The sequence below is a fragment of the Neisseria sp. genome, assembly GCF_041804105.1.
In the GTDB taxonomy this organism is placed as follows: domain Bacteria; phylum Pseudomonadota; class Gammaproteobacteria; order Burkholderiales; family Neisseriaceae; genus Neisseria.
Genome location: NZ_JBHCJY010000025.1, coordinates 32,450 through 57,728 on the forward strand (window position 1 = coordinate 32,450; position 25,279 = coordinate 57,728).

A 25,279-nucleotide genomic window follows, 5' to 3' on the forward strand; every position below is an offset into this window, starting at 1 on the left:
ACCTGAAACAGGTAAGACGTTTCAGGTGCTTTTTAGTTTCATTGCTGTTTATTTCAGGAAGTTTACAAAGCCCGTCAAAATGGTGGCATTCACCAAATCCACAAAAAATGCACCAACCAGCGGCACAATCAGAAACGCTTTGTGCGAAGAGCCGAAACGCTCGGTAATCGACTGCATATTGGCGACGGCAGTCGGCGTGGCACCGAGGCCGAAGCCGCAGTGTCCGGCAGCCAAAACAGCGGCATCGTAGTTGCGTCCCATAAAGACATAGGTAACGAAAGTTGCATACAGAATCATCACCACAACCTGAACGAGCAGGATGATGGTTACCGGGCCGCCCAAGTCGGCCAGCTCCCACAGTTTCAGGTTCAGCAGCGCCATGGCCAAAAAGAGCGACAGCGAAGCGTTGCCGAATACGTCAATGGCGCGGTCGAACATGTCGAATTTGAACACAGTGGTCAATACGTTGCGCAGAATCACGCCGAACAGCAGCCCCCAAACGAATTTGGGCAAATCAACCAGATACTGTTTGTCGATGCTGTCCATGATTTCGGCAAACGCCAGACACGCGGCGAACATGGCCAGCGTTTCCACGGCGGAGTTGGCGGTAATCAGGCGGGTTTGGCCGGCATGTTCGAATACGTCGTCGCTGCGGTCGGTTGGGTCGTCGTCGCTCAAGTCTTCGCGCGCGGCCTTGCGGGTGGCTTCGTCCAACGGGTTTCGCCCCATTTTGTTAATCAGACGGCGTGCAACGGGGCCGCCGATGATACCGCCCGATACCAAACCGAAAGTCGCAGCGGCCATGCCTAATGTGGTGGCACCGGTCAAACCGAATTGGCTTTCGAAGTCGGGCCCCCATGCGCCCGCAGTGCCGTGGCCGCCTGTCAGCGTTACCGAACCGGTCATCAGGCCGTAGAGCGGGTCAAGGCCCAGTACGGAAGCCAATCCTGCGCCGACTGCGTTTTGAATCACAATCAACACGCTCACGATGGCGGTAAATATCACCAACGGCAAGCCGCCCTGTTTCAGGCGTGAAAAATCCGCGCTCAGACCGATGGATGCAAAGAAAATCAGCATAAATGCATCCTGCAGCGGTTTTTCGAATTTGAAACTCACGCCGTAAACAGCGTGAAGCGCGTAGATGATTGCCGCCGCGACCAAGCCGCCGGCCACGGGTTCGGGGATGTTGAAATCCTGTAAGAATTTGATTTTTTTGACCATTACCTTGCCCAGCAGCAGCACGACGGTGGCTGCAATCAGGGTGTAGTAACTGTTGAATACCCATTCCATAAACATTCCTTCTATTGTTGTTTTGGGAAAAGGCGGATATTAGGGTAGCGGTTAAAAAATGTCAAAGTAAACGTTGCGGGCGGAGTGTAAAACCGGCGGGGTGGCAGAATGCCGTCTGAAAAAAATTTTGATAAACAAAGTGATAAATCGGATTTTCAGTAAATGGGGCAGTGTTTTTGATGTAAGGAATTGTTGACAATCTGAGTTGTTTTCAGACGGCATGGGCATGAAGAATCCGGTTGGCGCAGGAGGCCGTCTGAAAAATGCGCTCAGACGGCCTGTCTTGATTTCGCCGCAAGCGCAACCATATATCCGCGCAACAGCAATCTTCATTATCAGAGATCATCATGACGCAAAATACATCCGCTTATCCTGCCGACAGCCGCACCCGTTTTATTTTTGACGGTATGCCCGTGCGCGGGCTGCATGTCAGGCTGGAGCATGTTTGGCAGCACATTGTGGGGCAGAAACATTATCCGGCCGCCATCCGTCGGGCATTGGGCGAATTGCTGGCCGCGGGTGCGCTGCTGTCGAGCAATTTGAAATCGGAAGGCACGTTGATTGTGCAGGTGCAGGGACAGGGCCGTCTGAAAATGCTGGTGGTGGAAACCACATCCGACAACACCTGCCGAGCCACGGCGCGTTGGGACGAAAATGCCGCTGTTTCAGACGGCGATACGCTGGCGGATCTGCTCGGCGACAACAGCGTCTTTGTGCTGACGCTCCAGCCTAAAGACGGCGAACCGTGGCAGGGTGTGGTTCCGCCGGAGGGCGGCAGCATCGCGCAGATGCTGATGAACTATATGAAGCGCTCGGAACAGCTCGATACGCACATCACGCTCGCCGCATCCGATACCGCCTGCGGCGGCCTGCTGGTACAGCGTCTGCCGGAGACCGAACCCGATGCCGAGTCGTGGGAACACGTTACTGCGCTGGCCGATACGCTGACGGCAGAAGAACTGACGGATTTGGACGCGGCAAACGTGCTTTACCGCCTGTTTCACGAAACACCGCCGCGCGTATTCACGCCCGAAAACATCGAATTCGCCTGTACCTGCTCGCGCGGCAAAGTCAGCGATATGCTGTTGATGCTGGGTGGGGAGGAAGTCGGCGGCGTGGTGGCGGAGCAGGGCAGCATCGAAATCGACTGCGATTTCTGCCACACGCAGTATGTGTTTGACGAAACCGATGTCAACGCGCTTTTCGGTGCCGATGTGGTGGATGCCGTCAGGGAAGAGCGGCAGCGGTTGCAGTAAACCGCGCGAAGGCAGTATTCGCACGGAGCGTTGATTTCACGGTGTCGTTCGCGACCGTCGTTCCCGAGCGGGCGGAAATCTACCGTGAATGTTCTGAACCGCATGAATTGAAATTCAAAAACCAATTCCCGCAGAATGATGCCGCCGGTGTGGTCAACGCATTATCCAAATACAGCCAAAAAGAAAAAATCAGGCCGTCTGAAAAATATTTCAGACGGCCTGTTGTTTTGCTTCACACGGAAAACGGTATTATTTTTTCAGAGAGTCGCGGATTTCGCGCAGCAGAACGATGTCTTCGCTCGGCTCGGCGGGCGCTTCTTCGACGGGGGCGGGTTTTTTCAGGCTGTTGATGGCTTTCACAACCATGAAGATACACGCGGCAATAATCAGGAAGCTGACGATGGTGTTGATGAACAGGCCGATGTTCATGGTAACCGCACCGGCGGCTTTGGCGGCTTCCAGAGTGGCAAAACCGGCTTCAGGCGTGGGCGTTGCGCCGTCTTTCAGCGTGATGAACAGGTTGGAGAAGTCCACGCCGCCCAGCAGGATACCGATGGGGGGCATGATGACGTCGTCAACCAGCGACTTTACGATGCCGGAAAACGCAGTACCGATAACCATACCGACCGCGAGGTCGATAACGTTACCGCGCATAATAAACTCTTTAAATTCTGATGCAATAGACATATTGATTCCTTTGATGTTTAAGAGATGGTGAAAAAACAAAACGGGCGAGATAGTACCGCGTTATGGGTTAAGATAAATTTAAAAAAGTTAAATTTAGTAGGTTAGTCCTGAAAAAGCGGTTTTTGTTCCGTTCATTACAAAATTTGACCGCCTGAAACAGGATGTTACTTTTTCGCGTCAGCCGTTGAACGGGTTTGATACTATTTATATAGGGTAGAACTGCGGGCGGTGGATTTTTTATCGTGGACGGCAGTGTTTGGATAATGTGTTGATGGTATCGATACCGCATGCTCCGCAGGCGGGACTCCGGCCTTAAAACTTCTGAGCCTTTAATCCAGACTTAGGCCGTGGGTGTGCGGTACGGATTGGCCGATTGCCGCCGTAAACCCAAAGGCCGTCTGAAAAAATGGTTTTCAGACGGCCTTTCTTCAAAAACACCGGATACTAACCGCCGCCGTTTTTCCATGCCAAAGCCAAATCGTATAAGGCTTTTTTCCCTTCGCCCGTAATCTTTGCCGCCAGTTCCGCCGCCTGTTTGGTGGGCAGTTCCGCAGACAGGATTTTCATCACGTTTTGCGCGGATTCGGGCAGGGTTTCGCTTTTTTCTTTGACGGCGGGATGCAGCACCAGCACCATCTCGCCGCGCGACTGGTTGCCGTCTTCCGCCAAGGCCGTCTGAATTTCCACCACCGTGCCGCTGAGAAAGGTTTCAAAGGTTTTGCTGATTTCGCGCGCCAGCATCAGACGGCGTTCGGGGAAAACGGCGGCCATGTCGGACAGGGCGGCTTCGATGCGGTGCGGCGTTTCGAACATGACCACCGGATAATCCGCTGCAGCCCATTGTGCGAACAGTTTCTGCCGTTCGCCCGTTTTCGGGGGCAGGAAACCGTGGAAGTGGAACGACGGGTCGTTCACGCCCGCCACGCTCAACGCACCCATCACCGCGCTCGCGCCGACCACGGGTACGGTTTTGAACCCCGCCTCGCGCACCGCCGCCGCCAGTTTCGCGCCGGGATCGCACACGGCGGGTGTGCCCGCGTCGGACACCTGCGCCACAATCAGGCCGTCTGAAAGATACTGCACCACTTTGTCGGCCATCTGCCGTTCGTTGTGTTCGCGCACGCTGACGAGCTTGGTTTGGATGCCGTAGGCGCTGAGCAGCTGCGCCGTTACCCGCGTGTCTTCGGCGCAGACGATGTCGGCTTTCTGCAATACCGCCAGCGCGCGCAGGGTGATGTCGGCCAAATTGCCGATGGGCGTGGCAACCACATATAATGTTTGCGGTAAAATGCTGTCGGCAGCTTTTTGCAGGTGTTTTTGGAACATGGTGGACAGGCCGTCTGAAATATGGAAAAGCCGTATTGTAAGGCAAATCGGCTGCCGAAATGGTGATGAAGGCATCCGCGCTGTTTTCAGACGGCATCACATGCAGGCCGTCTGAAAAAGCGGAAGGCAATCTGTCTGCACAATATAAAAGATAAAAGGGAAAACGAAATGCGCTTAAACCACAAACAGGGTGCGGCCGGCGAAGACGCTGCGCTGGCCTTCCTGCAAAAGCACGGCTGCAAAGCCGTTGCCCGCAACTGGCATTGCCCGTTCGGGGAAATCGATTTGATTGTTAAAAACGGCGGCATGATTCTGTTTGTTGAAGTAAAATACCGCCGGAACAGCAGCTTCGGCGGTGCGGCCCACAGCATCACGCCGTCCAAACTGTCGAAGCTGCAGAGAAGTGTGGAATACTATCTTCAGCAAAACGGTTTGAACAACGCGCCGTGCCGTCTCGACGCGGTGCTGATTCAAGGAAACGACACACCCGTGTGGGTGCAGAACATCACAGGTTGATTGCAAATGACGACATTACAAGAACGCGTGGCCGCGCACTTTGCCGAGAGCATCGCCGCCAAACAGCAGGCTGCCGAAGTGCTGGCCGAACCGACGGCGCAGGCGGCCGAATTGATGATGCAGTGCCTGATGAACGACGGCAAACTGCTGATTTGCGGCAACGGTGGTTCGGCTGCCGATGCGCAGCATTTCGCCGCCGAACTGACCGGCCGTTTTGAAAAAGAACGCATGGAACTGGCCGCCGTCGCCCTGACCACCGACACTTCCGCGCTCACCGCCATCGGCAACGACTACGGTTTCGACCACATCTTCAGCAAACAGGTGCGCGCACTCGGGCGGGCGGGCGACGTTTTGGTGGGCATTTCCACTTCGGGCAACTCGGGCAACGTTATCGAAGCCATCAAAGCCGCCCACGAACGGGACATGCACGTTGTCGCCCTTACAGGTCGCGACGGCGGCAAAATCGCCGCCATGCTCAAAGACAGCGACGTTCTGCTCAACGTACCCCACCCGCGTACCGCGCGAATTCAGGAAAACCACATCCTGCTGATTCACGCCGTGTGCGACTGTATCGATTCGACACTGTTTGAAGGGATGTAAACTTCAGACAGTGCATGACTTTTTCAGACGGCATCAGGCCGTCTGAAAAACCGTTTCAAACAGATAAAAAAGAAAGAAGGAAACCGATGGACATCATCAAACAGACGAAAACCGTCCTTGCCGCCGCCCTGATTGCCGCATCGCTCGGCGGTTGTGCCGCCGCCCTGATCGGCGGTGCGGCCATAGGCGGCAAAGCCGCCGCCGACCGCCGTACCACCGGCACGCAGGCCGACGACGAAATCATGGAGATGCGCATCAAAAACACCGCACTCCAGCAACTGCGCCAAAAACGCAACCGTGGAGATTATTTGCCCAAACTCGCCGTGGTCAGCTACAACCGCAACGTTTTGCTGCTCGGCCAAGTAACTTCTGAAGAAGACCGCCTGTTTGTGGAGCAGACCGCCCGCGCCCAGCAGCCGGTAAAAAACGTTTACAACCACATCACCGTGGCCACGCCGATGCGCACCTACCGCGAAATCGGTTCCGACACATGGAGCACTTCCAAAGTCCGCACCTCGCTGCTCGGCCTGCGCGACGGCATTGCCGCCCGCGTGAAAATCGTTACCTACGAGCGCACCACCTACATCATGGGCGTTTTGACGCCGGAAGAGCAGGAAACCGTAACCCGGCGCGTCAGCACCACCGCAGGCGTGCAGAAAGTCGTTACCCTGTATGAAGACTACGGTGTCGCTGCACAGAGCGTACAGAACGCTCAGCCCGAACCGGTTTACCCGCCTTACCAGCCGCCCAGTGCCGGTGTTCAGCAGCCGCAGCCGGTTCAGACACCGCAGCCGCCGGCCCAGCCTGCACAGGCCGTCCAACAATAAAATCTTTGCGGGCCGTCTGAAAACCGGTTTTCAGACGGCATCATACGCAACCATTTGATCTGCCACCATCCAACAGTAAAACTTTATGTCAAACCTTCCCGATAAAAAAAACGGCTTCAAACTCAAGCCCAAACATCTCGTGATTGCCGTGCTCGTGCTCGGCTTCATTACCGTTGCCGGTCTGATTGTCAGCGTCTTCAATACCATCGGTTCCGAACAGCCGGCCGCGGCTTCTTCGCCGCAACAGCAGAAAACCGAAGACCGCGTCGAAGTCTGGCAGCCGCGCGGCGCAGGTTCGCACGGCAACATCGTCATCAACCCCGACAATACCGGCCTGACCCAACCCAAACAGGAAGGCGGCTTGGCCGCATCCCAGGCTTCGGTCGAAAGCGGCAATACCGCCGCCGCGACAACCGGTGCAGCCGCGGCCGCACTTTCCAATGTCCAATCGGAAAACCGTCAGCGCCGCGCGCGCCAGCAGAGCGGCGAGCGCCGTGAACCCGAACGTCGTCGCAACAGCGGCAGTGATGAAGCGGAACGGGAAGAAAGTCCCGTTGAACCCGTTGAGCAGGAAACGCGCACACGCCAGCCGGAACCGCGCCGTCAGGCTGAACAGGAGTCCCAACCGGAACCCAAACCGCGCCGTCAGGCAGAGCCGGAATCCCGTCAAGAGTCCAAACCGCAGCAGTCTCGTGAAAGTCGGGAAAATATGGACAACCTGTTTTAAGGTTGGAAAACATAACGGCCGGGTTTTATGCCCGGCCGTGATGTTTTTCAGATGGCCTGGATTTTGTGTGGGGCCCGTTGCGGATTGCGATGGCGAGTGACTATAAGCGGAGCGTATCTGGCGGAATGTCCGCACAACTATCAACCTGCGGCAGACAAGGAAAGATTGGTACGCCGGGCAAATTTGGAACCGGATATGGATCGCCTTGACAGGAATGATGATATTAGAGAGATTGCCGTCCGTATCCGCCATAACCCGCCTTTGATGTTTCGGCAACCTTGTAACGGTTTGCTGTCCTGAATTTGGACAAACCGACAGGCCGTCTGAAAAACACCGAACCCGCTGTTTCAGCAGCGGGTTCGGTGTTTCGGTTTTGAGTATCTGATATAAAGGGAACAATTTCTCGTATATGCAACTCCGTCGTAGGGGTAATTAGAAAGGGAATAAATGCAGTGTTTAATGGACTCGGGCAGGACGGCTGCCGAGTGGTTTTGATTATACATAAATACAAATTATTATCAACAGCATAAGTGGAGAAATTTTCTTGGTTTTTATAACATGATGAAATTTAAAAATAAAAAATCAAATTGTTGCTACCCGTTTAGTCAGTGGATAACAAAAGCAGTGATAAAGCAAAGCAATCGGTGCCACCGTGCAACGGTAAATCCCGTATAATCCGCCGTCTGCAATACGATTATTCCGTCCCATTTTATTAAGGCCGTCTGAAATTTATGCTGCAAACCCATCAAAACGTTGTGAGCGACCTGCTTACCGCCAATCATCTGTCGCCTGAAATGCTGGCGAAAAGCCTCGGCATTATCGGTGCGGCCGGAGTGGATTATGCCGATATTTATTGCCAGCGCAGCACGTATGAAAGCTGGCATTTGGAAGAGGGTATGGTGAAATCTGGCAGTTTCCAGATTGAACAGGGTGTGGGGGTGCGTGCGGTTGCGGGGGAAAAGACGGCATTTGCCTATGCCGACAGCCTGAATATAGAGTCCGTCAACCGTTCCGCGCGGGCCGTTCGTGCCATCGGTGCGGCGGGAGGAGAAGCGGGTGTCCGCGTGCCCTCGCCTGTGTACGGCAAAAAAGTGCATACAGATGCCAATCCGATGGCCAGTTTGGATTCGGCGGCAAAAGTGGCGTTGCTGAATAAGGTCGAACGGCTTGCCAAAGCTGCCGATCCGCGCATTGTCCAAGTGATGGCGGGGCTGACCTGTGTTTATGATTTGGTTTACATCGCCCGTTTGGACGGCAGGCATGCTGCGGACATCCGCCCGATGGTGCGCCTGTCTGTTACCGTGATTGCCAAACAGGGAGAACGGCGCGAGCAGGGCGGCGCGGGCGGCGGCGGCCGTTATGATTTGGCTTATTTCGACGAACATCTGGTACACGGATTTGTCGATACTGCAGTCAAGCAGGCATTGGTCAATCTCGAATCACGCCCAGCACCCGCCGGAGAAATGACCGTGGTGCTCGGCAGCGGTTGGCCGGGCGTATTGTTGCACGAAGCGGTGGGGCATGGTTTGGAAGGCGATTTCAACCGTAAAAAAACCAGTGCGTTTTCAGGCTGTATCGGCGAACGTGTTGCGGCGAAAGGTGTTACCGTTGTCGATCAGGGCGACATCGCAAACCGCCGAGGTTCGCTCAATATCGACGACGAAGGTAATGAAACAGGACGCACGATGCTGATAGAAGACGGCATTTTGGTCGGCTATATGCAGGACGAAACCAATGCCCGCCTGATGGGTGTCAAACCCACCGGTAACGGCCGCCGTGAAAGCTATGCCGCCGTTCCCATGCCGCGTATGACCAATACTTTTATGGAAAACGGCGGATACGATGCACAGGAAATCATCGAATCCATCGACAAGGGCATTTATGCGGTTAATTTCGGCGGCGGCCAAGTTGATATTACCAGCGGTAAATTCGTATTTTCTGCTTCCGAAGCATGGTGGGTGGAAAACGGCAAACTGCAATATCCGGTCAAAGGCGCAACCATCATCGGTAACGGCCCGGAGGTCTTGAAACACGTTTCGATGATTGGCAATGACACGGCACTTGATACGGGTATCGGCGTTTGCGGTAAAGATGGCCAAAGCGTGCCGGTAGGTGTCGGGCAGCCGACCATGCGGATTGATGCGGGACTGACGGTTGGCGGCAGTGAGGTTTGATTCCGGTTATGGCTATGTGAGCAGATTTAAAGGCACTTTAACTCTTTTGTGATTTTCAAGCTTATAATAAATGGGTATGACAACCCAAAAAGGAGATTGAAATGAAAAAACTATGGGCTTTATCCGCCGCATTTCTCACTGCAGCCTGTTCGTCCCCCGCGCCGGTGGTGCAAAAAGCGGCCGACTATAATCCGAACACCCAAGCCCGTATCCGCATTTACGGCCAGAATCAAAAACCGTCGACCGTTGAGGCAGGCATCGATTGCAATGCAGGTCAGAAAGGTCGGAAATTTTCAACCGGCGGATCATTGGGCGAAGCGTTCGGCTCGCTGACGGGGACGGTGAAAAGCCAATCCATCGGCATTGCGCCAACCGAAAACAGCAAACAGCTCGGCGAGAGAAACGGCATTTTATCGCGCGCCTTTTTCCGTGAATTTGCGATTCCGGCAGGAAAAACGGCCAATGTACAGACGTTCTATGTCGGTCTGACAAATGTCAATGAAACGCCGACTCACATCACCATCATGCGGGAAGGCTCTTGCCAATCCAAAAAAGGCTCTTTCGTGCCTCAAGCCGGGAAGGATTATGAAGTCATCGGTGTTGACGGGAGAGCTTGCGGTGTCGCGGTTTACGAAGTTTCGCCGCAAGGTGGTTTAACCAATATTCCTTTGAATGAAGCGGTCAGTTGCCGTAAATAATCCTGCTATATAAAAATGCCGTCTGAAAAATTGTTTTTCAGACGGCATTTTTATCATTGAGCAGTGACGATGCGGTTAATCTGCCATTCGAGAAATTCCGTATAGCACTGCCTTTTTATAGACGGGGTTTGATAAAGGCCGTCTGAATTTTCAGACGGCCTTGAATCCATTCGTTACTGCAATGACAGATATTTCGGGAAAACAAAGGGCTATTCCGCGCTTTGATGTAAGATTGACGGAGAATGCTCTTGTTTTTTAGAAAATATGTGGTTTGAAAGTTGGGCATGCAGAAGTACGTTTGCCCTAATATTGGATAGCCGTATTGGCGAAAGTGTCGAGCGTAATGTCAGTAAAAAAGCCTGTTTCAAAGAAACAGGCTTTTGATGTTTTGGTGGAGGTAAGCGGGATCGAACCGCTGACCTCTTGCATGCCATGCAAGCGCTCTACCAACTGAGCTATACCCCCAAGTGGTGGTGGCGAATCAGGGACTCGAACCCCGGACACAAGGATTATGATTCCTCTGCTCTAACCGACTGAGCTAATTCGCCGCTGAAAGAAGACGCTATTATAGTTTTTTTTGCAAAATTGGCAACCTGTTTTTCGGTTGAAAATATTGGTTGTTGATTTTAAAAATAAAATAATGAACAGGCCGTCTGAAAAGTTTTCAGACGGCCTTGGTTTGCATAAGGGTTTCAAAGTTTGTGGCAGATGTCGCCGTAAGCGAAACCCTGCCAGTCTGTATCGATGCTGCGGCCGAAGGCAATGACTTTGAAAAGTTCGCCCATTTCGTGTGGTGCAAGCAGTTTTTGAACTGCTGCGGCTTCTTTGATGTAGGCCGGATGGTCGGCAGGGGCGACGGTTTCGAGCAAAGAAGTAATGCCGAGATTGAGCAGGAAATGGGCTTGGGCGGTATAGCCGATTAAATCCAAGCCTGCTTCGGTGGCGGCGACGGCAATGTCGGTAAAGTTGACATGGGCGGTCAGGTCGGTCAGACCGACATGGAAGAAAGGGTCGTGAACCGTGTGGTGGCGGTAGTGGCCGATGAATGTGCCTTCGCTGCGTTGGGGGTGGTAATACTGGGCAGCGTCGAAACCGTAGTCGATAAACAGCATGGCTCCGCGTTCAAGCCGTTGGGCGAGCGTTCGGACAAAAGCGTGTTGTGCGGGATGCAGTTCGCTGGTGTAGGGGGAGGTGTCTGGAAAATATTCTGCGGCGGTTTCCAATAAATCGGGATGTTCGAGCGGATAGGGCAGGGCGGTAAATTGATTGTTTTCCATGCCTACATATAACTGCCAGAAACGGTTGTGCTCGCGTTTGATAATCTCGCAAGGCATGGCATCCAATACTTCATTGCCGATGATAATGCCGTCGAAGCGTTCGGGCAGGGCGGTAAGCCATTCTACTTTTGCGGACATTTCAGACGGCACATTGGCCTGTATGTAATGCCGTTGGCGTTCTGCAAGTTCAGGAGAGATTTCGATAATGAAGTAACGGTTGAAGCCGTCTGAAAGACTGTTGAGCAAACCGGATGCCAACTCGCCTGTGCCTGCTCCGAATTCATAGATATTGCCTGCGCTTTGCGGCAGCAGTTCGGCCAGTTGGACGGCCAATGTACAGGCAAATAGCGGTGTCAGTGTGGGTGCTGTAACAAAATCGCCTTCTGCACCGATTTTGCTGCTGCCGCCGCTGTAATAGCCGAGGGCTGGTGTGTAAAGTGCCATTTCCATGAAGCGGCTGAACGGAATACGGCCGTCGTTTTGCCGGATTTCTTCTTGAATCAGGGCGACAAGCTGCCGGCTTGCAACTTTGGCTTCGTCGGACGGCTGGGGAAGTTGTTGTTTCATTTGGGTTAAATAATGTAAAAAATTCTTTATTGCGGGTTTATTATAACTTGAAATGAGAATAGGCTAAATTGCCTGTGAAATTACTATATATAGTGTTTGGATTTATCATATAATACTAGATATTGTAGATTTTTTGCCGGAAAGAACCTTGTTATGTCGGCGGGGTTGAAGATTGGGTTAATAAAATATTGTATTTAAAGGTATTTTTTTAAGATAGTCGGGCGTCCGTTTTATGCTGTTCATTTGACCGCAAAGGCGATTTTTTTTATAGTGTCGGCAAGTGGGGCAAAGTGGGGTGAAGTGGTTTTCTTTCCCTGTTTTGCCGGATTGGACAGATTTTTCGTAAAACGGAGTGCATCGGCGTGTTCGGCGGCGTTCATGAATTAAGCATCGACAGCAAAGGGCGGTTGGCGGTTCCTGCCAAATTCCGTGATCTTTTGCTGCGCCGCTTTACGCCTGCGCTGGTGGTTACTTTGGATTCGCGCCAGCGGATGCTGATGTACCCCGAAGTGGAATGGGAACGGGTTTCCCAGCAGCTTTTGTCGTTGAAAACGGCCGGTAATCCGGTATTGCAGCGTTATCAGAACTTATTGCTGCATAATGCCGATGTCTTGGAGTTGGACGGTTCTGGCCGTATCCTGTTGCCGGCCAATCTGCGCAAGCGCGTGGATTTCGATAAGGACGTTACCATTGTCGGTCGCGCCAACCGTTTGGAACTTTGGGGTCGGGAGCATTGGGAGTCTGAAATCAACCAGGCACTCGATATTGACCCGGACGAATTGTCTGCCGAATTGAGCCAGACGGATTTGCAGTTGTGAGTGAGGGTGCGCTGAAACACGTTACCGTGTTGCTCCATGAAGCCGTCGATGCGCTGAATATCCGTTCAGACGGCATCTATGTGGACGGAACCTTCGGTAGGGGAGGGCACTCCCGCCTGATTTTGTCAAGGTTGGGCAGTAATGGCCGTTTGGTGGTTTTCGATAAAGATCCACAAGCCGTGGCTGTTGCAAACGAATTGGCGGCCCGAGATGAACGGGTAAGCGTGGTGCATGACGGTTTTGCTACTTTTCAGACGGCCTTGGATGTTTTGGGCGTTGGAAAGATAGACGGTGCATTGTTCGATTTGGGCATTTCGTCGCCGCAGATAGATGAGGCGGAGCGCGGATTCAGTTTCCGTTTTGACGCGCCTTTGGATATGCGGATGGATACGACGCGCGGTATGCCGGCGGCGCAATGGATTGCGGAAGCATCCGAGCAGGAATTACACGAGGTAATCAGGAATTATGGTGAAGAGCGGTTTAGCCGCCAGATTGCGCGTGCGATTGTTGAGCAGCGCGGTACGGCGCCCATCGATACAACCCGCAAGTTGGCGCAGATTGCGGCGCAAAGCGTCCGTACTCGCGAACGCGGACAAGATCCGGCGACGCGGACGTTCCAAGCCGTTCGCATCTTCATCAACCGTGAGCTTGAAGAGATAGAGGAAATGCTGCCGCAGGCGGCAGGCCGTCTGAAAACAGGCGGCAGGTTGGCAGTGATTGCTTTTCACTCTCTGGAAGACAGGATTGTGAAGCAGTTTATTCGCCAGTATTCGCAGTACCCGCAGTTGCCGAGATGGGCTGCTGTAAAAGAAGCAGATTTGCCCGAACCGCCGTTAAAAGCGGTAGGCAAGGCTCTGAAGCCGACACAAGAGGAAACCGCCGCCAATCCTAGAGCACGCTCGGCAGTATTGAGGGTTGCGGAACGTACGGGCGGCGTGTTTGAAAAACAAATATAAAGAAATGATTCAAGGAACGGTTTAGGCCGTCTGAAAAAAGCAATGAACAGGCTGAATGTGATTTTACTGATTGCCGTATTGGGCAGCGGCTTGGCCGTTGTGAACGTGCAGAATCAGTCCAAACAGTATTTTATCGCGCTGGATAAGGCGCAAAAGCAGGAAATCCGCCTGGAGCAGGATTTCGCCCGCCTGAAGCTGGAGCAGGCAAGGTTGGCCAACCATAAGCTGATTAAAGTGGCGGCAGAGAAGCAGAGCCTACAGCCGCCGAGTGCAGGCGATACTTTTATGGTTGAGCGCAGTATCAAATAACGTCCGTACCCGCAACAGTGCGCCTGAACAATAACAGTTGTTACATAACAAGCATCAGGAAGCCCGATTGACAAACGGAATTGAAAATTCTAAGAGATTAAGATGTTGATTAAAAACGAATATAAACCCCAGATGCTGCCGCGGCAGACTAAAGTCAAAAAACCCGCATCTACTAATGCGCGCATCAGCGTGGTGCTGATGATGCTGGGAGCTGCATTTACCGGTTTGCTGGCACGGGGGCTTTATCTGCAAACCAGCGAACACGATTTTCTGAAAAGCCAGGGCGACCAGCGTTTTGTGCGTACGTTGCCGCTGCCTGCTTCGCGCGGCACGATTACCGACCGCAACGGTGCCACATTGGCTTTGAGTGCGCCTACCGAATCGCTTTACGCCGTACCTTCCGGTATGGATGTGATGCCGTCTGAAGACCAGTTGGCCAAACTTTCGCAGCTTATCGGTATGCCTGTCGGCGAAATCCGTGCCCGTTTGGAGAAAAAAGACCGCGATTTCATTTATTTGAAACGCCAAATGAGCAAAGAAACCGCCGATGCGGTCATGTCGCTCGGTATCAAAGGTTTGGCGTTCCAGAAAGAATTGAAGCGCCACTATCCGATGGGTAACCTGTTTGCCCACGTTATCGGCTTTACCAATATTGACGGCAAAGGCCAGGAAGGTTTGGAACTGGCTCAGGAAGACAATCTGCGCGGGGAAAACGGTGCGAAAGTGGTATTGCGCGACAATAAAGGCAATATTGTGGACAGCCTTGATTCGCCGCGAAACCGTGATCCGAAAAACGGCCATGATATTGTTTTGTCGCTTGACCAGCGTATTCAAACCCTTGCTTACGACGAGCTGAACCGCGCCATCGACCATCATCAGGCCAAAGCAGGTACTGCATTGGTGCTGGATGCCCAAACCGGCGAAATTCTCGCTTTGGTCAACAGCCCTGCCTACGACCCGAACCAGCCGGGCGGAGCCAGCAGCGACCAGCGCCGCAACCGCGCGGTAACCGACATGATTGAGCCGGGTTCGGCCATGAAACCGTTTACCATCGCCAAAGCGTTGGATTCGGGTAAAGTCAATGTCAGCACCCGACTGAACACCAGCCCGTACAAAATCGGCCCGGCCACCGTGCGCGACACCCATGTGTATCCCGCATTGGACATCCGCGGCATCATGCAGAAATCGTCCAACGTCGGTACCAGCCGCCTGTCGGCCATGTTTACGCCGGAAGAAATGTACAATTTCTATCACGAGTTGGGCGTAGGCGTGCGCATGCACTCGGGCTTCCCCGGCGAAAGTGCCGGTTTGTTGCGCAAATGGCAGAACTGGCAGCCCATCGAACAGGCAACCATGTCGTTCGGTTACGGCCTGCAATTGAGCCTGCTGCAACTGGCGCGTGCCTACACCATGATTACCAGCGACGGCAAACTGTTGCCCGTGAGCTTTGAAAAACAGGCCATTGCCCCGCAAGGCAAGCAGATTATCAAACCCGAAACCGCCCAAGCCGTGCGTAAAATCATGGTTTCCGTAACCGAACCCGGCGGTACGGGTACGGCAGGTGCGGTTGACGGCTTCGATGTTGCCGCCAAAACAGGTACTGCCCGCAAACTGGTTAACGGCCGTTATGTGGACAACAAACACGTTGCCACCTTTATCGGTTTCGCCCCTGCCGAAAAACCCCGCGTAATTGTGGCCGTTACGGTTGACGAGCCGACACGCAACGGTTACTACGGCGGTGTGGTTGCCGGCCCCGTGTTCAAAAAAATCATGAGCGGCAGCCTGAACACATTGGGCGTATCCCCTACCAAGCCCTTGGTAGAGTCGTCCGTACCCGTTATCCATACGCTGGCTTCCCGATAAGGGCGTCGGCACAGTACGGATTTTCAGACGGCATCCCGAGTAAGGCCGTCTGAAACGGATAAACCGTCATTTGCAAGCAAACGCCTGATTCTGAAATGGAGTCAGGCTTTTCTTTTTTGAATGCAGACGGCTGCCCAAACCCTTTGCAGTATGGAGAATAAACTTTAAAACGGTGTACTCCGACTGTCATTCCGAATTCAGACGGCATTCAATTTGATCGCAACCAATAGAGTTGCCATTTGCGTGGAAATGACGGCAATCGGGAAGTCGCCGTATCATTTTTTTTAGCTGTCGCACTATTTCGGGAAAATGTCTTTCGAGAATAGGATGTTATATAAAATCCGATTTCCGAATCATTTGCCGTCCATTCCGCACAACCATCTTAATCTACCGAGGACACCATGTTCAGCGAGCTTGCCCCCATTACCGAATCCAACCTGCCGCCCCTGCTGTGCGAAAACGCAGCGGGGCGGTTGTTGCATTCGGACAGCCGGAAAATCCAGCCCGGCGACATCTTCATCGCCTGCCAGGGCGAATATACCGACGGGCGCGGTTTTATCCCCGCCGCGATTGCCAACGGCGCAGCGTTCGTATTTTGGGACGACGACGGCACATTCGCCTGGAACCCGGAATGGAACGTGCCCAACCAAGGCATCCGCGACCTCAAAACCCGCGCCGGCATCCTCGCCGCGCAGGTGTACGGCAACATTTCAGACAGGCATTCAGACGGCCTCAGCATCTGGGGCGTAACCGGCACCAACGGCAAAACCTCCGTCACCCAGTGGCTTGCCCAGGCCGTCGACATACTCGAAGGCCGCCCGCAAAGCTGCGCCGTGGTCGGCACCGTCGGCAACGGCTTTTGGGGCAGCCTGCAGGAAGCCACCCACACCACGCCCGACCCCGTGTCGCTGCAAACTCTGCTGCACGGCTTCAAACAGCAGGGCGCAACCGCCGTCGCCATGGAAGTTTCCAGCCACGGCCTCGCCCAATTCCGCGTCAACGGCGTACCGTTTCAGACAGGCATTTTCACCAACCTCACCCGCGACCACCTCGACTACCACGGCAGCATGGAAGAATACGGCGAAACCAAAGCCCGTCTCTTCTACTGGCGCGGCCTCAAACACGCCGTCATCAACACCGACGACGCATACGGCGCAGAACTCACAGGCCGTCTGAAACAAGACCGCCCCGCAACCGCCGTGTACGGCTACGGCTTCACCGAACGCGCCGACATCCGCATCACCCGCTTCGCCGCATCTTCAGACGGCATGACCGTTTCCCTCGACACCCCGTGGGGCAGCGGCCAATGCACCACCCGCCTGCTCGGCCGCTTCAACGCCCAAAACCTCGCCGCCTGCGTCGGCCTGCTCTGCGCCAACGGCTACCCGCTCGATAAAGTATTGGCAGCATTGGCACAAATCCGCCCCGCCACCGGCCGCATGGACTGCATCATGAACAGCGGCAAACCCCTCGTCGTCATCGACTACGCCCACACCCCCGACGCCCTCGAAAAAGCCCTCGCCACCCTGCAGGAAATCAAACCCCAAGGCGCAAAACTCTGGTGCGTATTCGGCTGCGGCGGCAACCGCGACAAAGGCAAACGCCCCCTGATGGGTGCCGCCGCCGCGCAGGGCGCCGACAACACCGTCGTAACCAGCGACAACCCGCGCATGGAAGACCCGCAGGAAATCATCAACGACATCCTCCCCGCCGTTCCCCGTCCCGAACACGTCAACCCTGACCGCCGCGCCGCCATCGCCTACGCCGTCTCCCGTGCCGCCGCGTCCGACATCATCCTGATTGCCGGCAAAGGCCACGAAACCTACCAAGACATCCAAGGCGTGAAACAGCACTTTTCCGATTTCGAAGCGGCGGAAGAGGCATTGGCCGAACGCTGAGCCGTTTTCAGACGGCCTGAACCAAGTAGGGCGGGTGTCAACCCGCCAAGCGGCTTGTTTTCAGACGGCCCGAATCAACCTGCCGGGCCGAATGAATGCCGTCTGAAAAAACGGCGGGTTGACACCCGTCCTACGGCGAAGCCGAATGACTGTTTGAAAACGGCCAATGCCCGCCCCGCAATTTGTAACGCGGAAAAAACCTTATCGGAACATCGAACCGTTTTTCAGACGGCCTACGGCGGAAACAGAATGCCTGTCTGAAAAAAACAGGAAGCGAACCATGAAAACCCTGTATCTGCTGCTCTGCATACTCGGCACATTATTGCCCTTGAGCCAGTTTGTCCCGTGGCTTGCCGACAACGGCCCGAATGTCCCGCTGTTGGTGCAGCAGATCGCCGCCGACCGCCTGTCCGCCTTTGCATGGCTTGATGTTTTGGTATCGGCGGGCGCACTGGCTGCTTTTGTTGTTTGCGAAAGCAGGCGGCTGAAGATGCGTTACGGCTGGATGTCGCTGCTGGGATTGTGCGTCGGCGTTTCGCTGGCCCTATCCCTGTTTCTGCTGATGCGCGAATACCGGAAACCAAATTAGTGCACGGCAGGCTGTCTGAAAAAACAGTAGGGCGGGTGTCAATCCTTGAAAAGCGTAGGGTGGGTGTAAACCCACCATGTTGGGCAAGCATAAAAACGGCGGGTTGACACCCACCCTACGCGGCTATGGCAAAAACCGAATGCCTGTCTGAAACAGGTTAAAACACTAATCTCTTGATAAAAAAGGAAAACGTTATGGGTATCTATCGATGCAAATGCGGCCATTTGGCCGAACACCCCCACCATCAGGGCATGGCCGATATAGCCTGCGCAAAATGCGGAACGGCGGTAAAGGTTTATGACACACTGTTTTTCGTACAGAAACTGCTGGAGCGGTATTTTGCCGTGTACCGCGAATTGCAGGCCCTGAAAGAGCAGGAAACGCCAGCTGTGTCCGATACGGCACAAACGGAATCTGCCGGACAGGAGCAGAATAATCCGCTGGTCGGCGTAAACCTGTCGGCCACCGACGTATTGGCGACGGCGGAACAGCACGAACCGTTGAAACAATGGTTTGCCAAACAGAATATTTCGCCTGATTTCGACTTTTCTGCCGTCGACATGAGCGGCTATTTCGACGAAGCGGCGGCGGAACTCGGCGGCAAGTTCCACATCACCAAAGACATTTTAGGCCGCATCGGCTGGGCATACCGCAACAACCATACCGGCCTGAACCTGAATTTGGACAAAATGTCGCAGCAGGATGCACAGCTTCTGAACAATATGTGCCGCCAGTTTTACAGCCATACCCTGTTTTCCAAATACATCTACCAAAAACAGGAAAAAATCGTGCGCCTGAGCCTGCAAAACGCCACAGCCATCAAACACTTCTTCAGCGGCGGCTGGCTCGAATGGTTCGCCTTGGGAAAAATGCTGGCGGAAGCCAAACAGCGCGGTAAAAGCTACGCCTTTTCATGCGCCCGCGGCGTGAAAGTACGGTTTGCCAACGAAGATTTGCACGAACTGGACGTCGTCTTCATGCCTATGGGCGGACAGCCGATTGTGGTCGAATGCAAATCGGGCGAGTTCAGGCGCGACATCGAAAAATGCGTCCGCCTGAAAAAACGCCTGAATCTGCCCGACAACCGTTTCGTGATTTTGGCCGCCGATTTGGAAGAATCGCAGGCCGCAGCCTTGGACAGCATGTACGGCATCACGTTCGTTACCCCGAAAACGCTGATGAAGCATATCCGCACGGTCATGTAAGGCCGTCTGAAAACAGTAGGGCGGGTGTGAACCCGCCATTTTGAGAAAACGTAAAAACGGCGGGTTTACACCCGCCCTACGGCAAAACCGAATGCCTGTCTGAAAAAACCGAAGGACAAAACATGACCCCGAAAAAACTCGTCAAAGCCTGCAACGTCATCGGCATCGTATCCATCGTTTTGCTCGTTTACTGGGTATTCGCCTTTATCCTGATTCAGGTGTTCGGGCTGAAGGTGTTCCGCGAACACATTACCGAAACCTTCGGCCTGAGCATCATGGGCATCATTGCGCTGATGGGCGGCGCGCTGATGCTCAACATCATGCTGAACCTGACCCGCATCGCCGAGCGCGGGCAGGAGGCGGCGGTGGCGGGCGGCAGAAAAGCGGTGTGGCTGTTTCTGGCCGTGTTTCCGTTGCTGGCCGTGCTGATGTTCGGCGGCAATTACCTGACCGTGCGCCAAAAAGAACGGCTTTTGGTGCAGTCAGCCGAAAAACTGGTGCGCGATTATCCGAAACAGGTGCAGGCGCTGGCGGCCTACCGTTTCGACGATGCTTATCTGAGCGGGCTGGCAGGCCGTCTGAAACTTTTGGAAAACCAGGACAGTGCCTTTCGCGACGTTACCCTTATCGTGCCCGACCGGATAGACCAAACCCCCGTGTTTATGGGGTTCGGCAGCACGTTTGACTTTACCCCGCTGGCCGCCGTGCGCGAAAAAGCCGGTGCGGAAAACGCGGAGGTGGCCGTTGCGGCGGAAAACGACGCGCTGGTGTACCGCCTGCCCGACGGCAAAACCGCCGCCACGGTGGAAAAAGCCGACCACCTGTTCGCCGCCGACCTGTCGGAGCGCGAATACCTGCAAAACACGTTCCGCACCCACAGCGGTGAAATCCGTTTCGAATCGGAAAACGGCAACTACGAGCTGTTCTACCCCTATCGGCAAAACGGCAAAACCGTGGCCGTGTTCCGTTTTTCCGATTACCAGCGTTACGGCAAACTCGGCAGCTGAATGCCTGTCTGAAAACCCCAAGGCCGTCTGAAAACCCACCTGTCTTTATTACGGAAACCCGAGATGAAATCCATTTCTTTAACGAAAATCCTCCTGTTTGTGCTTTCCGCCGCCGCGCTGGCTTTTGTCGGCTTTTGGGGCATGCTGTTCATCGTGCTCAGCGGCCGTCCCGAAGTGGCGCTGCCTTGCCTGATTGTGTTTCTGATTGCGTTGCAGTTGTGTCTGTTTACGCGCTTTAAAAAGCAGACGGGCATCGTGATGGCGTTGGCTGTGCTGTTGGGCGGCGGGCATTTCGGTTATCACGCTTGGCAGATGGAACAGGCGCATAAGGTGCCGCAGATGACGGCGGATGTCGATTTGGACGAATACGAGCCGTTTGCTGAGAACAACCGGCTGGCAAAGCTGGACGCGCCCGCCGCGCTGCAAATCCCTGCCGACCGGCGGCCGCGTTTGGACGGCGCGGTGGCGCTGTATCCGCTCTATGCCGCGTTTGTGCAGGCGGTTTATCCGCCGCCTGCGCCCGAAAATTCTTGGGAATATGGATGGCGCAATGAAGGTATGGTGGCCATGACCAACACGCCCGATGCCTACGAGCGTCTGATTAAGGGCGAAACCGACATCATTTTTGTGGCCGAACCTTCCGATGCGCAGGTCAAAGCCGCTGCCGCCGCAGGCAAAACGTTCAAGCTCACGCCCATCGGCAAAGAAGCGTTTGTGTTTTTCGTCAACAAACAAAACCCCGTCGGCAACCTGAGCACCGAGCAGGTGGTGGGCATCTATTCGGGCCGTCTGAAAAACTGGCGCGAAGTGGGCGGGCCGGACCAAGCCATCCGCGCCTTCCAGCGCAACGAAAATTCCGGCAGCCAAACCGCGCTGCAAAAAATCATGGGCGGCACGCCGCTGATGGAGCCGCCGTATGAAGACCGCATGCAAAACATGGGCGGCATCGTCAAAGGCGTGGCCGACTACCGCAATTACGAAAACGCCTTGGGCTTTTCCTTCCGCTACTACACCCAAACCATGCTGAACAACAACCAAATCAAGCTGTTGAACATCAACGGTATCGCGCCGACGCGCGAAAACATCGCCAACAACAGTTATCCCTACGCCAAAGAATTTTATGCGGTTACCGCCGGCAACGAAACGCCTGCCGTGAAGCAGTTTATCGAATGGATAAAATCGCCGCAGGGCAGGGAGCTGATCAACAAAACAGGCTATGTCGCCATCGACGGCTGAGGCCGTCTGAAAAACGGCGGCAGAACCGAATGCCTGTCTGAAAACACATGAAATGAGGAGGCCGATGTCTGCCGAGCAACACTATCTGTCGCTGAAAGCGCAGTTGAAACCGCGGCCCAAGCAGTTGGAGAAGCAGGAAGATTGGCTTTTCGTTTTGGGCAATACGATGCGGGCAATGATCGAAAATACAGATAAGGGCCGACTCGGCTGTCTGGATGAAATCCCGGAAAAAAGAACGAGTCGGGAATTAAAGCTGGCTTTCGATTTCTGCCAAGGCCGGTTTGGCGGAGACGGTTTCTCCTACCGCAGGCATCCCCGTTATGCCTATCTGTCCGGTTTGGTCGCAACCTTTCCGGAATTCGAGCTGTCCCGGGCAAACCGGGCGTATCTCAAAGAAATCACAGATTATGACCGTTACCTTTTATACGGTATGGATGAATGATGATTGACCGAGGATGGAGAAAGGCATGAGCCAGAGCAAGCCGTTTCAGATAAAACGCCCCGTTAAGGCCGTCTGAAAAACAACACGCAACCGCACACCCGTTTCAAGAAAGGACCAAAGATGAACCGAGCTGTAAAAGCATTCGTACTCACCGCTGCACTGGCCGCCCTGTGGGGCTGCACCAGCAAAACCCTGCCGCGCCCCACCGCCGAAATCAACGCCCTGCGCGCCGAACCCGCCCCCGAAATGCAGAGTCTGATGAACCCCGTGAAAGGCCACAAATTCGACGACACATGGGGCGCCGCCCGCAGCGGCGGCCGCCGGCACGAAGGCGTCGACATCTTCGCCAAATCCGGCACCCCCATCCGCAGCACCACCGACGGCATCGTTACCAAACGCGGCACCAACAAACTCGGCGGCAAAGTCATCGGCGTCCAAGGCCCCGGCGCATGGCACTACTACGCCCACCTGAAAAAATTCGCCGGTGCGAAACTGCATGAAAAAGTGAAGGCAGGCGAAGTCATCGGCTACGTCGGCGACACCGGCAACGCCAAAAAAACCCCGCCGCACCTGCACTACGGCATCTATTTCACCAACGGCGGCGCGGTCAATCCCTATCCCCTGATCAATCAGGAACGCTGAGGCCGTCTGAAAAGCCGAAACGGTTTGCAGGGCGGGTGTCAACCCGCCATATTGAGCAAGCATAAAAACTAAGGCCGTCTGAAAAGCGTAGGGTGGGTGTCAACCCACCATGTTGGGAAAGTTTGAGAAAGCATAACAACGGTGGGTTCACGCCCACCCTACGGGCAACAATGCCTGTCTGAAAAAATACGGCAAAAACCCCTAAAGAAAGGAAACCGAGATGACCGTTAACACCGAACTGACCAGCGCCGTCGAAACTCTGATAAACGCCGGCTGCCACTACCGTCTGGACGAACTGGCCGAGTGCTACGCCGACGATTTGCAGATTGTCATCCTTCAGGAAAACGGCGAAACCGCCGCGTTCGATTATGCGCAAAACATGGCCTTTTTCCGCAACCTGCGCGACAGCGGCGCCGCGCCGCTCAATACCGCCGTTACCTTCAACTACGCGCAGGAACAGGGCGGCACCGGCTATGTGCTCGCCACCCGCCGCATGGATTTGGGCGCGGGCGAACAAACCGTCGTGTTCACCCTGATGCTGCGGCGCGAAGCAGGCCGCTGGCGCGTGTTCCGCGAACACGCGGTGGTGAAAGGAAAGGCCGTCTGAAAAGCCGAAACAGTTGTAGGGCGGGTGTGAACCCGCCATTCCTGATGCCGTCTGAAACGGCGGGTTCATACCCGCCCTGCGCGGCAGCCTCGAAAGAACCTCATGAGAACTCCTGTGAAATTCCGCTGCGGCTACGGTTTGCTGCCTGCGGTTCTGCTGATGGCATCATGCGTAGAATATTCAAATATCAATTACCGGATTGGCGATAAAACAACGGTACAGGTCACGCAGCCAACCGCGCTGCGGCTGGATACGTTGCGCGTGGATGTGGAAAGCAAGGGCGGCCGCGGCGTGTTGGTCCACATTCCGCTGGTCAACAGCGGACGCTATGTCGATGCGCCGCCGTATGCGGAAATGGTGGATGGGCTGGTGTACGCCATGCAGGATACATTTTCCGAGATTCCTGTTTTTGATGTACAGCCCCGAAATCCTGCCATCACGCTTCGTGCCACGTTCCGCGAGTTTTACGCCGACGACGGTTTTTTGTGGAGCAGGGCGAGTGTTACGGTGCGTTACCAGTTCATCCGTCAAAACCGTGTGTTTTACGAAACCGAAATCCGCACGGAAAAGTACAAAACAGGAGAAGTATTTTCTGCCGAACCGCGTATTGAGAAAGTTAAAAACGAAGTCGTTGCCGAAAATCTGGTTGAACTCGTCAACCACCTGAACCGGAAAAACATTGCCACGCTGCTTTGAACAGCGAGGGCAGTTCGTAGGGTGGGTGTCAACCCACCATGTTGAGAGCGTTTGAGAAAGCATAAAAAACAGCGTGTTGCCCCCCCCCCCACACACAGCTACAATGCCTGTCTGAAAACCCCATACCGAAAGAACCCATGAAAACCCTGACCCTATCCTTCCTTTGCCAAGCCCTGAACCTTTCCGTGCCGTCTGAAAACGGCGCTGCCGAAATCAAACGCATCGTAACCGACAGCCGCGACATCCGCGCGGGCGACGTGTTTTTCGCGCTTTCGGGCGAGCGGTTCGACGCGCATGACTTTGTCGCCGACGTGCTCGAAAAAGGCGCGCTGGCGGCGGTGGTGTCGCGCGACGACTGCGCCGCGCTGCCGCGTGCGCTGAAAGTGGCCGACACGCTCGAAGCCCTGCAAACGCTGGCGGCGGCGTGGCGCGGCGAAACCGATCCGTTCGTGTTCGGCATCACCGGCTCCAGCGGCAAAACCACCGTGAAAGAAATGCTGGCCGGCATTTTGCGCCGCAAGTTCGGCGAAGATGCCGTGCTGGCCACCGCGGGCAATTTCAACAACCACATCGGCCTGCCGCTTACCCTGTTGAAATTAAACGGAAACCACCGCTACGCCGTGATTGAAATGGGCATGAACCACTTCGGCGAACTGGCTGCGCTCACCCGCATCGCCAAGCCCGACGCCGCGCTGGTCAACAACGCCCAACGCGCGCACGTCGGCTGCGGTTTCGACGGTACCGCCGACATCGCCAAAGCCAAAAGCGAAATTTATCAAGGACTTAAGCAGGGCGGTACGGCCATCCTGCCTGCCGAAGACGCCAATCTGGCCGTTTTTCAGACGGCCTGCAACGGTTTGCCGCAAACGGGGTTGACCGTGCAGACCTTCGGCGCGGACAGCGGCGGCGTGCACGCCGAAAATATCGTGCTGCAACCGCTCTCGTGCGCCTTTGATGCCGCGTTTAACGTTCAGTCGGCCTTTGATGTTGGCGAATTCGGACAGGCCGTCTGAAATTTCCTGCAAATTCAGGCCCGCGGCCAGGGCGAGCGCGGCGGCGGCACAGG

23 protein-coding genes, 2 tRNA genes and 2 pseudogenes are annotated in these 25,279 nt (G+C 54.8%); 21 read left to right on the plus strand and 6 right to left on the minus strand.

Annotated elements, in window-relative coordinates; all coding sequences use genetic code 11:
• Positions 1–48: 48 nt before the first annotated feature.
• On the minus strand, positions 49–1,290 hold the full coding sequence (gene gltS, locus ACEYDX_RS02740) for a sodium/glutamate symporter (RefSeq protein WP_373740508.1): 1,242 nt from the start codon (positions 1,288–1,290) through the stop codon (positions 49–51).
• A gap of 347 nt (positions 1,291–1,637) precedes the next feature.
• Here gltS and hslO point away from each other — a divergent pair, with 347 nt between their 5' ends.
• On the plus strand, positions 1,638–2,546 hold the full coding sequence (gene hslO, locus ACEYDX_RS02745) for an Hsp33 family molecular chaperone HslO (RefSeq protein WP_373740509.1): 909 nt from the start codon (positions 1,638–1,640) through the stop codon (positions 2,544–2,546).
• A 249-nt stretch (positions 2,547–2,795) separates the two neighbouring features.
• On the opposite strand, the gene mscL is transcribed toward hslO, so the two are convergent.
• Positions 2,796–3,233: a large conductance mechanosensitive channel protein MscL gene (gene mscL, locus ACEYDX_RS02750; RefSeq protein ID WP_373740510.1), complete on the minus strand. Its 438-nt coding sequence runs from the start codon at positions 3,231–3,233 to the stop codon at positions 2,796–2,798.
• Between the two features lie 444 nt (positions 3,234–3,677).
• Positions 3,678–4,559 carry a 16S rRNA (cytidine(1402)-2'-O)-methyltransferase gene (rsmI, locus tag ACEYDX_RS02755; RefSeq protein ID WP_373740511.1) on the minus strand — a complete coding sequence of 294 codons (882 nt, stop codon included), beginning with the start codon at positions 4,557–4,559 and terminating at the stop codon, positions 3,678–3,680.
• Positions 4,560–4,727: 168 nt separating this feature from the next.
• On the opposite strand from rsmI, the gene ACEYDX_RS02760 reads away from it, so the two are divergent.
• The 6 genes and pseudogenes from ACEYDX_RS02760 (at position 4,728) to ACEYDX_RS02785 (ending at position 10,101) form a co-directional block, all read left to right on the plus strand.
• Positions 4,728–5,075: a YraN family protein gene (locus tag ACEYDX_RS02760; RefSeq protein ID WP_373740512.1), complete on the plus strand. Its 348-nt coding sequence runs from the start codon at positions 4,728–4,730 to the stop codon at positions 5,073–5,075.
• Positions 5,076–5,081: 6 nt separating this feature from the next.
• A complete protein-coding gene (locus ACEYDX_RS02765; protein ID WP_373740513.1) occupies positions 5,082–5,675 on the plus strand; it encodes a phosphoheptose isomerase in 594 nt (197 codons plus the stop codon).
• 86 nt (positions 5,676–5,761) lie between these two features.
• Positions 5,762–6,358 (plus strand): annotated as a pseudogene (locus ACEYDX_RS02770) (BON domain-containing protein); the annotation flags it as partial.
• A gap of 229 nt (positions 6,359–6,587) precedes the next feature.
• Positions 6,588–7,229: a hypothetical protein gene (locus tag ACEYDX_RS02775; RefSeq protein WP_373740514.1), complete on the plus strand. Its 642-nt coding sequence runs from the start codon at positions 6,588–6,590 to the stop codon at positions 7,227–7,229.
• A 731-nt stretch (positions 7,230–7,960) separates the two neighbouring features.
• Positions 7,961–9,403, plus strand: a complete 1,443-nt coding sequence (gene tldD, locus ACEYDX_RS02780; protein ID WP_373740515.1) for a metalloprotease TldD — start codon at positions 7,961–7,963, stop codon at positions 9,401–9,403.
• A 101-nt stretch (positions 9,404–9,504) separates the two neighbouring features.
• Entirely contained in the window at positions 9,505–10,101 is a 597-nt protein-coding gene (locus ACEYDX_RS02785; RefSeq protein WP_373740516.1) for a hypothetical protein, read from the plus strand.
• A gap of 389 nt (positions 10,102–10,490) precedes the next feature.
• On the opposite strand, the gene ACEYDX_RS02790 is transcribed toward ACEYDX_RS02785, so the two are convergent.
• From ACEYDX_RS02790 to ACEYDX_RS02800, 3 genes are all read right to left on the minus strand, one after another.
• Positions 10,491–10,566: transfer RNA gene (locus ACEYDX_RS02790), tRNA-Ala, on the minus strand.
• A 6-nt stretch (positions 10,567–10,572) separates the two neighbouring features.
• Positions 10,573–10,649 (minus strand) — tRNA-Met (locus tag ACEYDX_RS02795).
• Between the two features lie 144 nt (positions 10,650–10,793).
• Positions 10,794–11,945 carry a class I SAM-dependent methyltransferase gene (locus ACEYDX_RS02800; protein ID WP_373740517.1) on the minus strand — a complete coding sequence of 384 codons (1,152 nt, stop codon included), beginning with the start codon at positions 11,943–11,945 and terminating at the stop codon, positions 10,794–10,796.
• 362 nt (positions 11,946–12,307) lie between these two features.
• Here ACEYDX_RS02800 and mraZ point away from each other — a divergent pair, with 362 nt between their 5' ends.
• The 14 genes and pseudogenes from mraZ to murF all read left to right on the plus strand — a co-directional run.
• Entirely contained in the window at positions 12,308–12,763 is a 456-nt protein-coding gene (gene mraZ, locus ACEYDX_RS02805) for a division/cell wall cluster transcriptional repressor MraZ (protein WP_373740518.1), read from the plus strand.
• Positions 12,760–13,719 (plus strand): 16S rRNA (cytosine(1402)-N(4))-methyltransferase RsmH, encoded by a 960-nt coding sequence (gene rsmH, locus ACEYDX_RS02810; RefSeq protein WP_373740519.1) that lies wholly within the window; start codon positions 12,760–12,762, stop codon positions 13,717–13,719. The genes mraZ and rsmH overlap by 4 nt, the downstream gene beginning before the upstream one ends.
• 42 nt (positions 13,720–13,761) lie before the next feature.
• Positions 13,762–14,028: a cell division protein FtsL gene (gene ftsL, locus ACEYDX_RS02815; protein ID WP_373740520.1), complete on the plus strand. Its 267-nt coding sequence runs from the start codon at positions 13,762–13,764 to the stop codon at positions 14,026–14,028.
• A gap of 102 nt (positions 14,029–14,130) precedes the next feature.
• A complete protein-coding gene (locus ACEYDX_RS02820; protein WP_373740521.1) occupies positions 14,131–15,891 on the plus strand; it encodes a peptidoglycan D,D-transpeptidase FtsI family protein in 1,761 nt (586 codons plus the stop codon).
• A 401-nt stretch (positions 15,892–16,292) separates the two neighbouring features.
• Positions 16,293–17,789, plus strand: a complete 1,497-nt coding sequence (locus ACEYDX_RS02825) for a UDP-N-acetylmuramoyl-L-alanyl-D-glutamate--2,6-diaminopimelate ligase (RefSeq protein ID WP_373740522.1) — start codon at positions 16,293–16,295, stop codon at positions 17,787–17,789.
• A gap of 280 nt (positions 17,790–18,069) precedes the next feature.
• Positions 18,070–18,378 (plus strand): DUF2834 domain-containing protein, encoded by a 309-nt coding sequence (locus ACEYDX_RS02830; RefSeq protein WP_373740523.1) that lies wholly within the window; start codon positions 18,070–18,072, stop codon positions 18,376–18,378.
• 194 nt (positions 18,379–18,572) lie between these two features.
• Positions 18,573–19,583 carry a hypothetical protein gene (locus ACEYDX_RS02835; protein WP_373740524.1) on the plus strand — a complete coding sequence of 337 codons (1,011 nt, stop codon included), beginning with the start codon at positions 18,573–18,575 and terminating at the stop codon, positions 19,581–19,583.
• A gap of 122 nt (positions 19,584–19,705) precedes the next feature.
• Positions 19,706–20,590 (plus strand): peptidase, encoded by an 885-nt coding sequence (locus ACEYDX_RS02840; protein WP_373740525.1) that lies wholly within the window; start codon positions 19,706–19,708, stop codon positions 20,588–20,590.
• A 63-nt stretch (positions 20,591–20,653) separates the two neighbouring features.
• A complete protein-coding gene (locus ACEYDX_RS02845) occupies positions 20,654–21,826 on the plus strand; it encodes a PstS family phosphate ABC transporter substrate-binding protein (RefSeq protein WP_373740526.1) in 1,173 nt (390 codons plus the stop codon).
• Between the two features lie 64 nt (positions 21,827–21,890).
• Positions 21,891–22,268, plus strand: coding sequence for a hypothetical protein (locus ACEYDX_RS02850; RefSeq protein ID WP_373740527.1), 378 nt, complete (start codon positions 21,891–21,893; stop codon positions 22,266–22,268).
• A gap of 120 nt (positions 22,269–22,388) precedes the next feature.
• Positions 22,389–22,910, plus strand: a complete 522-nt coding sequence (locus ACEYDX_RS02855) for a M23 family metallopeptidase (protein WP_373740528.1) — start codon at positions 22,389–22,391, stop codon at positions 22,908–22,910.
• 220 nt (positions 22,911–23,130) lie between these two features.
• On the plus strand, positions 23,131–23,517 hold the full coding sequence (locus ACEYDX_RS02860; RefSeq protein ID WP_373740529.1) for a nuclear transport factor 2 family protein: 387 nt from the start codon (positions 23,131–23,133) through the stop codon (positions 23,515–23,517).
• Between the two features lie 102 nt (positions 23,518–23,619).
• A complete protein-coding gene (locus ACEYDX_RS02865; RefSeq protein ID WP_373740530.1) occupies positions 23,620–24,213 on the plus strand; it encodes a hypothetical protein in 594 nt (197 codons plus the stop codon).
• Positions 24,214–24,350: 137 nt separating this feature from the next.
• Positions 24,351–25,169 (plus strand): annotated as a pseudogene (murF, locus tag ACEYDX_RS02870) (UDP-N-acetylmuramoyl-tripeptide--D-alanyl-D-alanine ligase); the annotation flags it as partial.
• Between the last annotated feature and the right edge of the window lie 110 nt (positions 25,170–25,279).

Excerpts from the sequence above, each read along its gene's own strand:
- gltS (WP_373740508.1), bottom strand. The coding sequence starts at position 1,290 with ATGGAATGGGTATTCAACAGTTACTACACCCTGATTGCAGCCACCGTC.
- hslO (WP_373740509.1), top strand. The coding sequence starts at position 1,638 with ATGACGCAAAATACATCCGCTTATCCTGCCGACAGCCGCACCCGTTTT.
- mscL (WP_373740510.1), bottom strand. The coding sequence starts at position 3,233 with ATGTCTATTGCATCAGAATTTAAAGAGTTTATTATGCGCGGTAACGTT.
- rsmI (WP_373740511.1), bottom strand. The coding sequence starts at position 4,559 with ATGTTCCAAAAACACCTGCAAAAAGCTGCCGACAGCATTTTACCGCAA.
- ACEYDX_RS02760 (WP_373740512.1), top strand. The coding sequence starts at position 4,728 with ATGCGCTTAAACCACAAACAGGGTGCGGCCGGCGAAGACGCTGCGCTG.
- ACEYDX_RS02765 (WP_373740513.1), top strand. The coding sequence starts at position 5,082 with ATGACGACATTACAAGAACGCGTGGCCGCGCACTTTGCCGAGAGCATC.
- ACEYDX_RS02775 (WP_373740514.1), top strand. The coding sequence starts at position 6,588 with ATGTCAAACCTTCCCGATAAAAAAAACGGCTTCAAACTCAAGCCCAAA.
- tldD (WP_373740515.1), top strand. The coding sequence starts at position 7,961 with ATGCTGCAAACCCATCAAAACGTTGTGAGCGACCTGCTTACCGCCAAT.
- ACEYDX_RS02785 (WP_373740516.1), top strand. The coding sequence starts at position 9,505 with ATGAAAAAACTATGGGCTTTATCCGCCGCATTTCTCACTGCAGCCTGT.
- ACEYDX_RS02800 (WP_373740517.1), bottom strand. The coding sequence starts at position 11,945 with ATGAAACAACAACTTCCCCAGCCGTCCGACGAAGCCAAAGTTGCAAGC.
- ftsL (WP_373740520.1), top strand. The coding sequence starts at position 13,762 with ATGAACAGGCTGAATGTGATTTTACTGATTGCCGTATTGGGCAGCGGC.
- ACEYDX_RS02820 (WP_373740521.1), top strand. The coding sequence starts at position 14,131 with ATGTTGATTAAAAACGAATATAAACCCCAGATGCTGCCGCGGCAGACT.
- ACEYDX_RS02825 (WP_373740522.1), top strand. The coding sequence starts at position 16,293 with ATGTTCAGCGAGCTTGCCCCCATTACCGAATCCAACCTGCCGCCCCTG.
- ACEYDX_RS02830 (WP_373740523.1), top strand. The coding sequence starts at position 18,070 with ATGAAAACCCTGTATCTGCTGCTCTGCATACTCGGCACATTATTGCCC.
- ACEYDX_RS02835 (WP_373740524.1), top strand. The coding sequence starts at position 18,573 with ATGGGTATCTATCGATGCAAATGCGGCCATTTGGCCGAACACCCCCAC.
- ACEYDX_RS02840 (WP_373740525.1), top strand. The coding sequence starts at position 19,706 with ATGACCCCGAAAAAACTCGTCAAAGCCTGCAACGTCATCGGCATCGTA.
- ACEYDX_RS02845 (WP_373740526.1), top strand. The coding sequence starts at position 20,654 with ATGAAATCCATTTCTTTAACGAAAATCCTCCTGTTTGTGCTTTCCGCC.
- ACEYDX_RS02850 (WP_373740527.1), top strand. The coding sequence starts at position 21,891 with ATGTCTGCCGAGCAACACTATCTGTCGCTGAAAGCGCAGTTGAAACCG.
- ACEYDX_RS02855 (WP_373740528.1), top strand. The coding sequence starts at position 22,389 with ATGAACCGAGCTGTAAAAGCATTCGTACTCACCGCTGCACTGGCCGCC.
- ACEYDX_RS02860 (WP_373740529.1), top strand. The coding sequence starts at position 23,131 with ATGACCGTTAACACCGAACTGACCAGCGCCGTCGAAACTCTGATAAAC.
- ACEYDX_RS02865 (WP_373740530.1), top strand. The coding sequence starts at position 23,620 with ATGAGAACTCCTGTGAAATTCCGCTGCGGCTACGGTTTGCTGCCTGCG.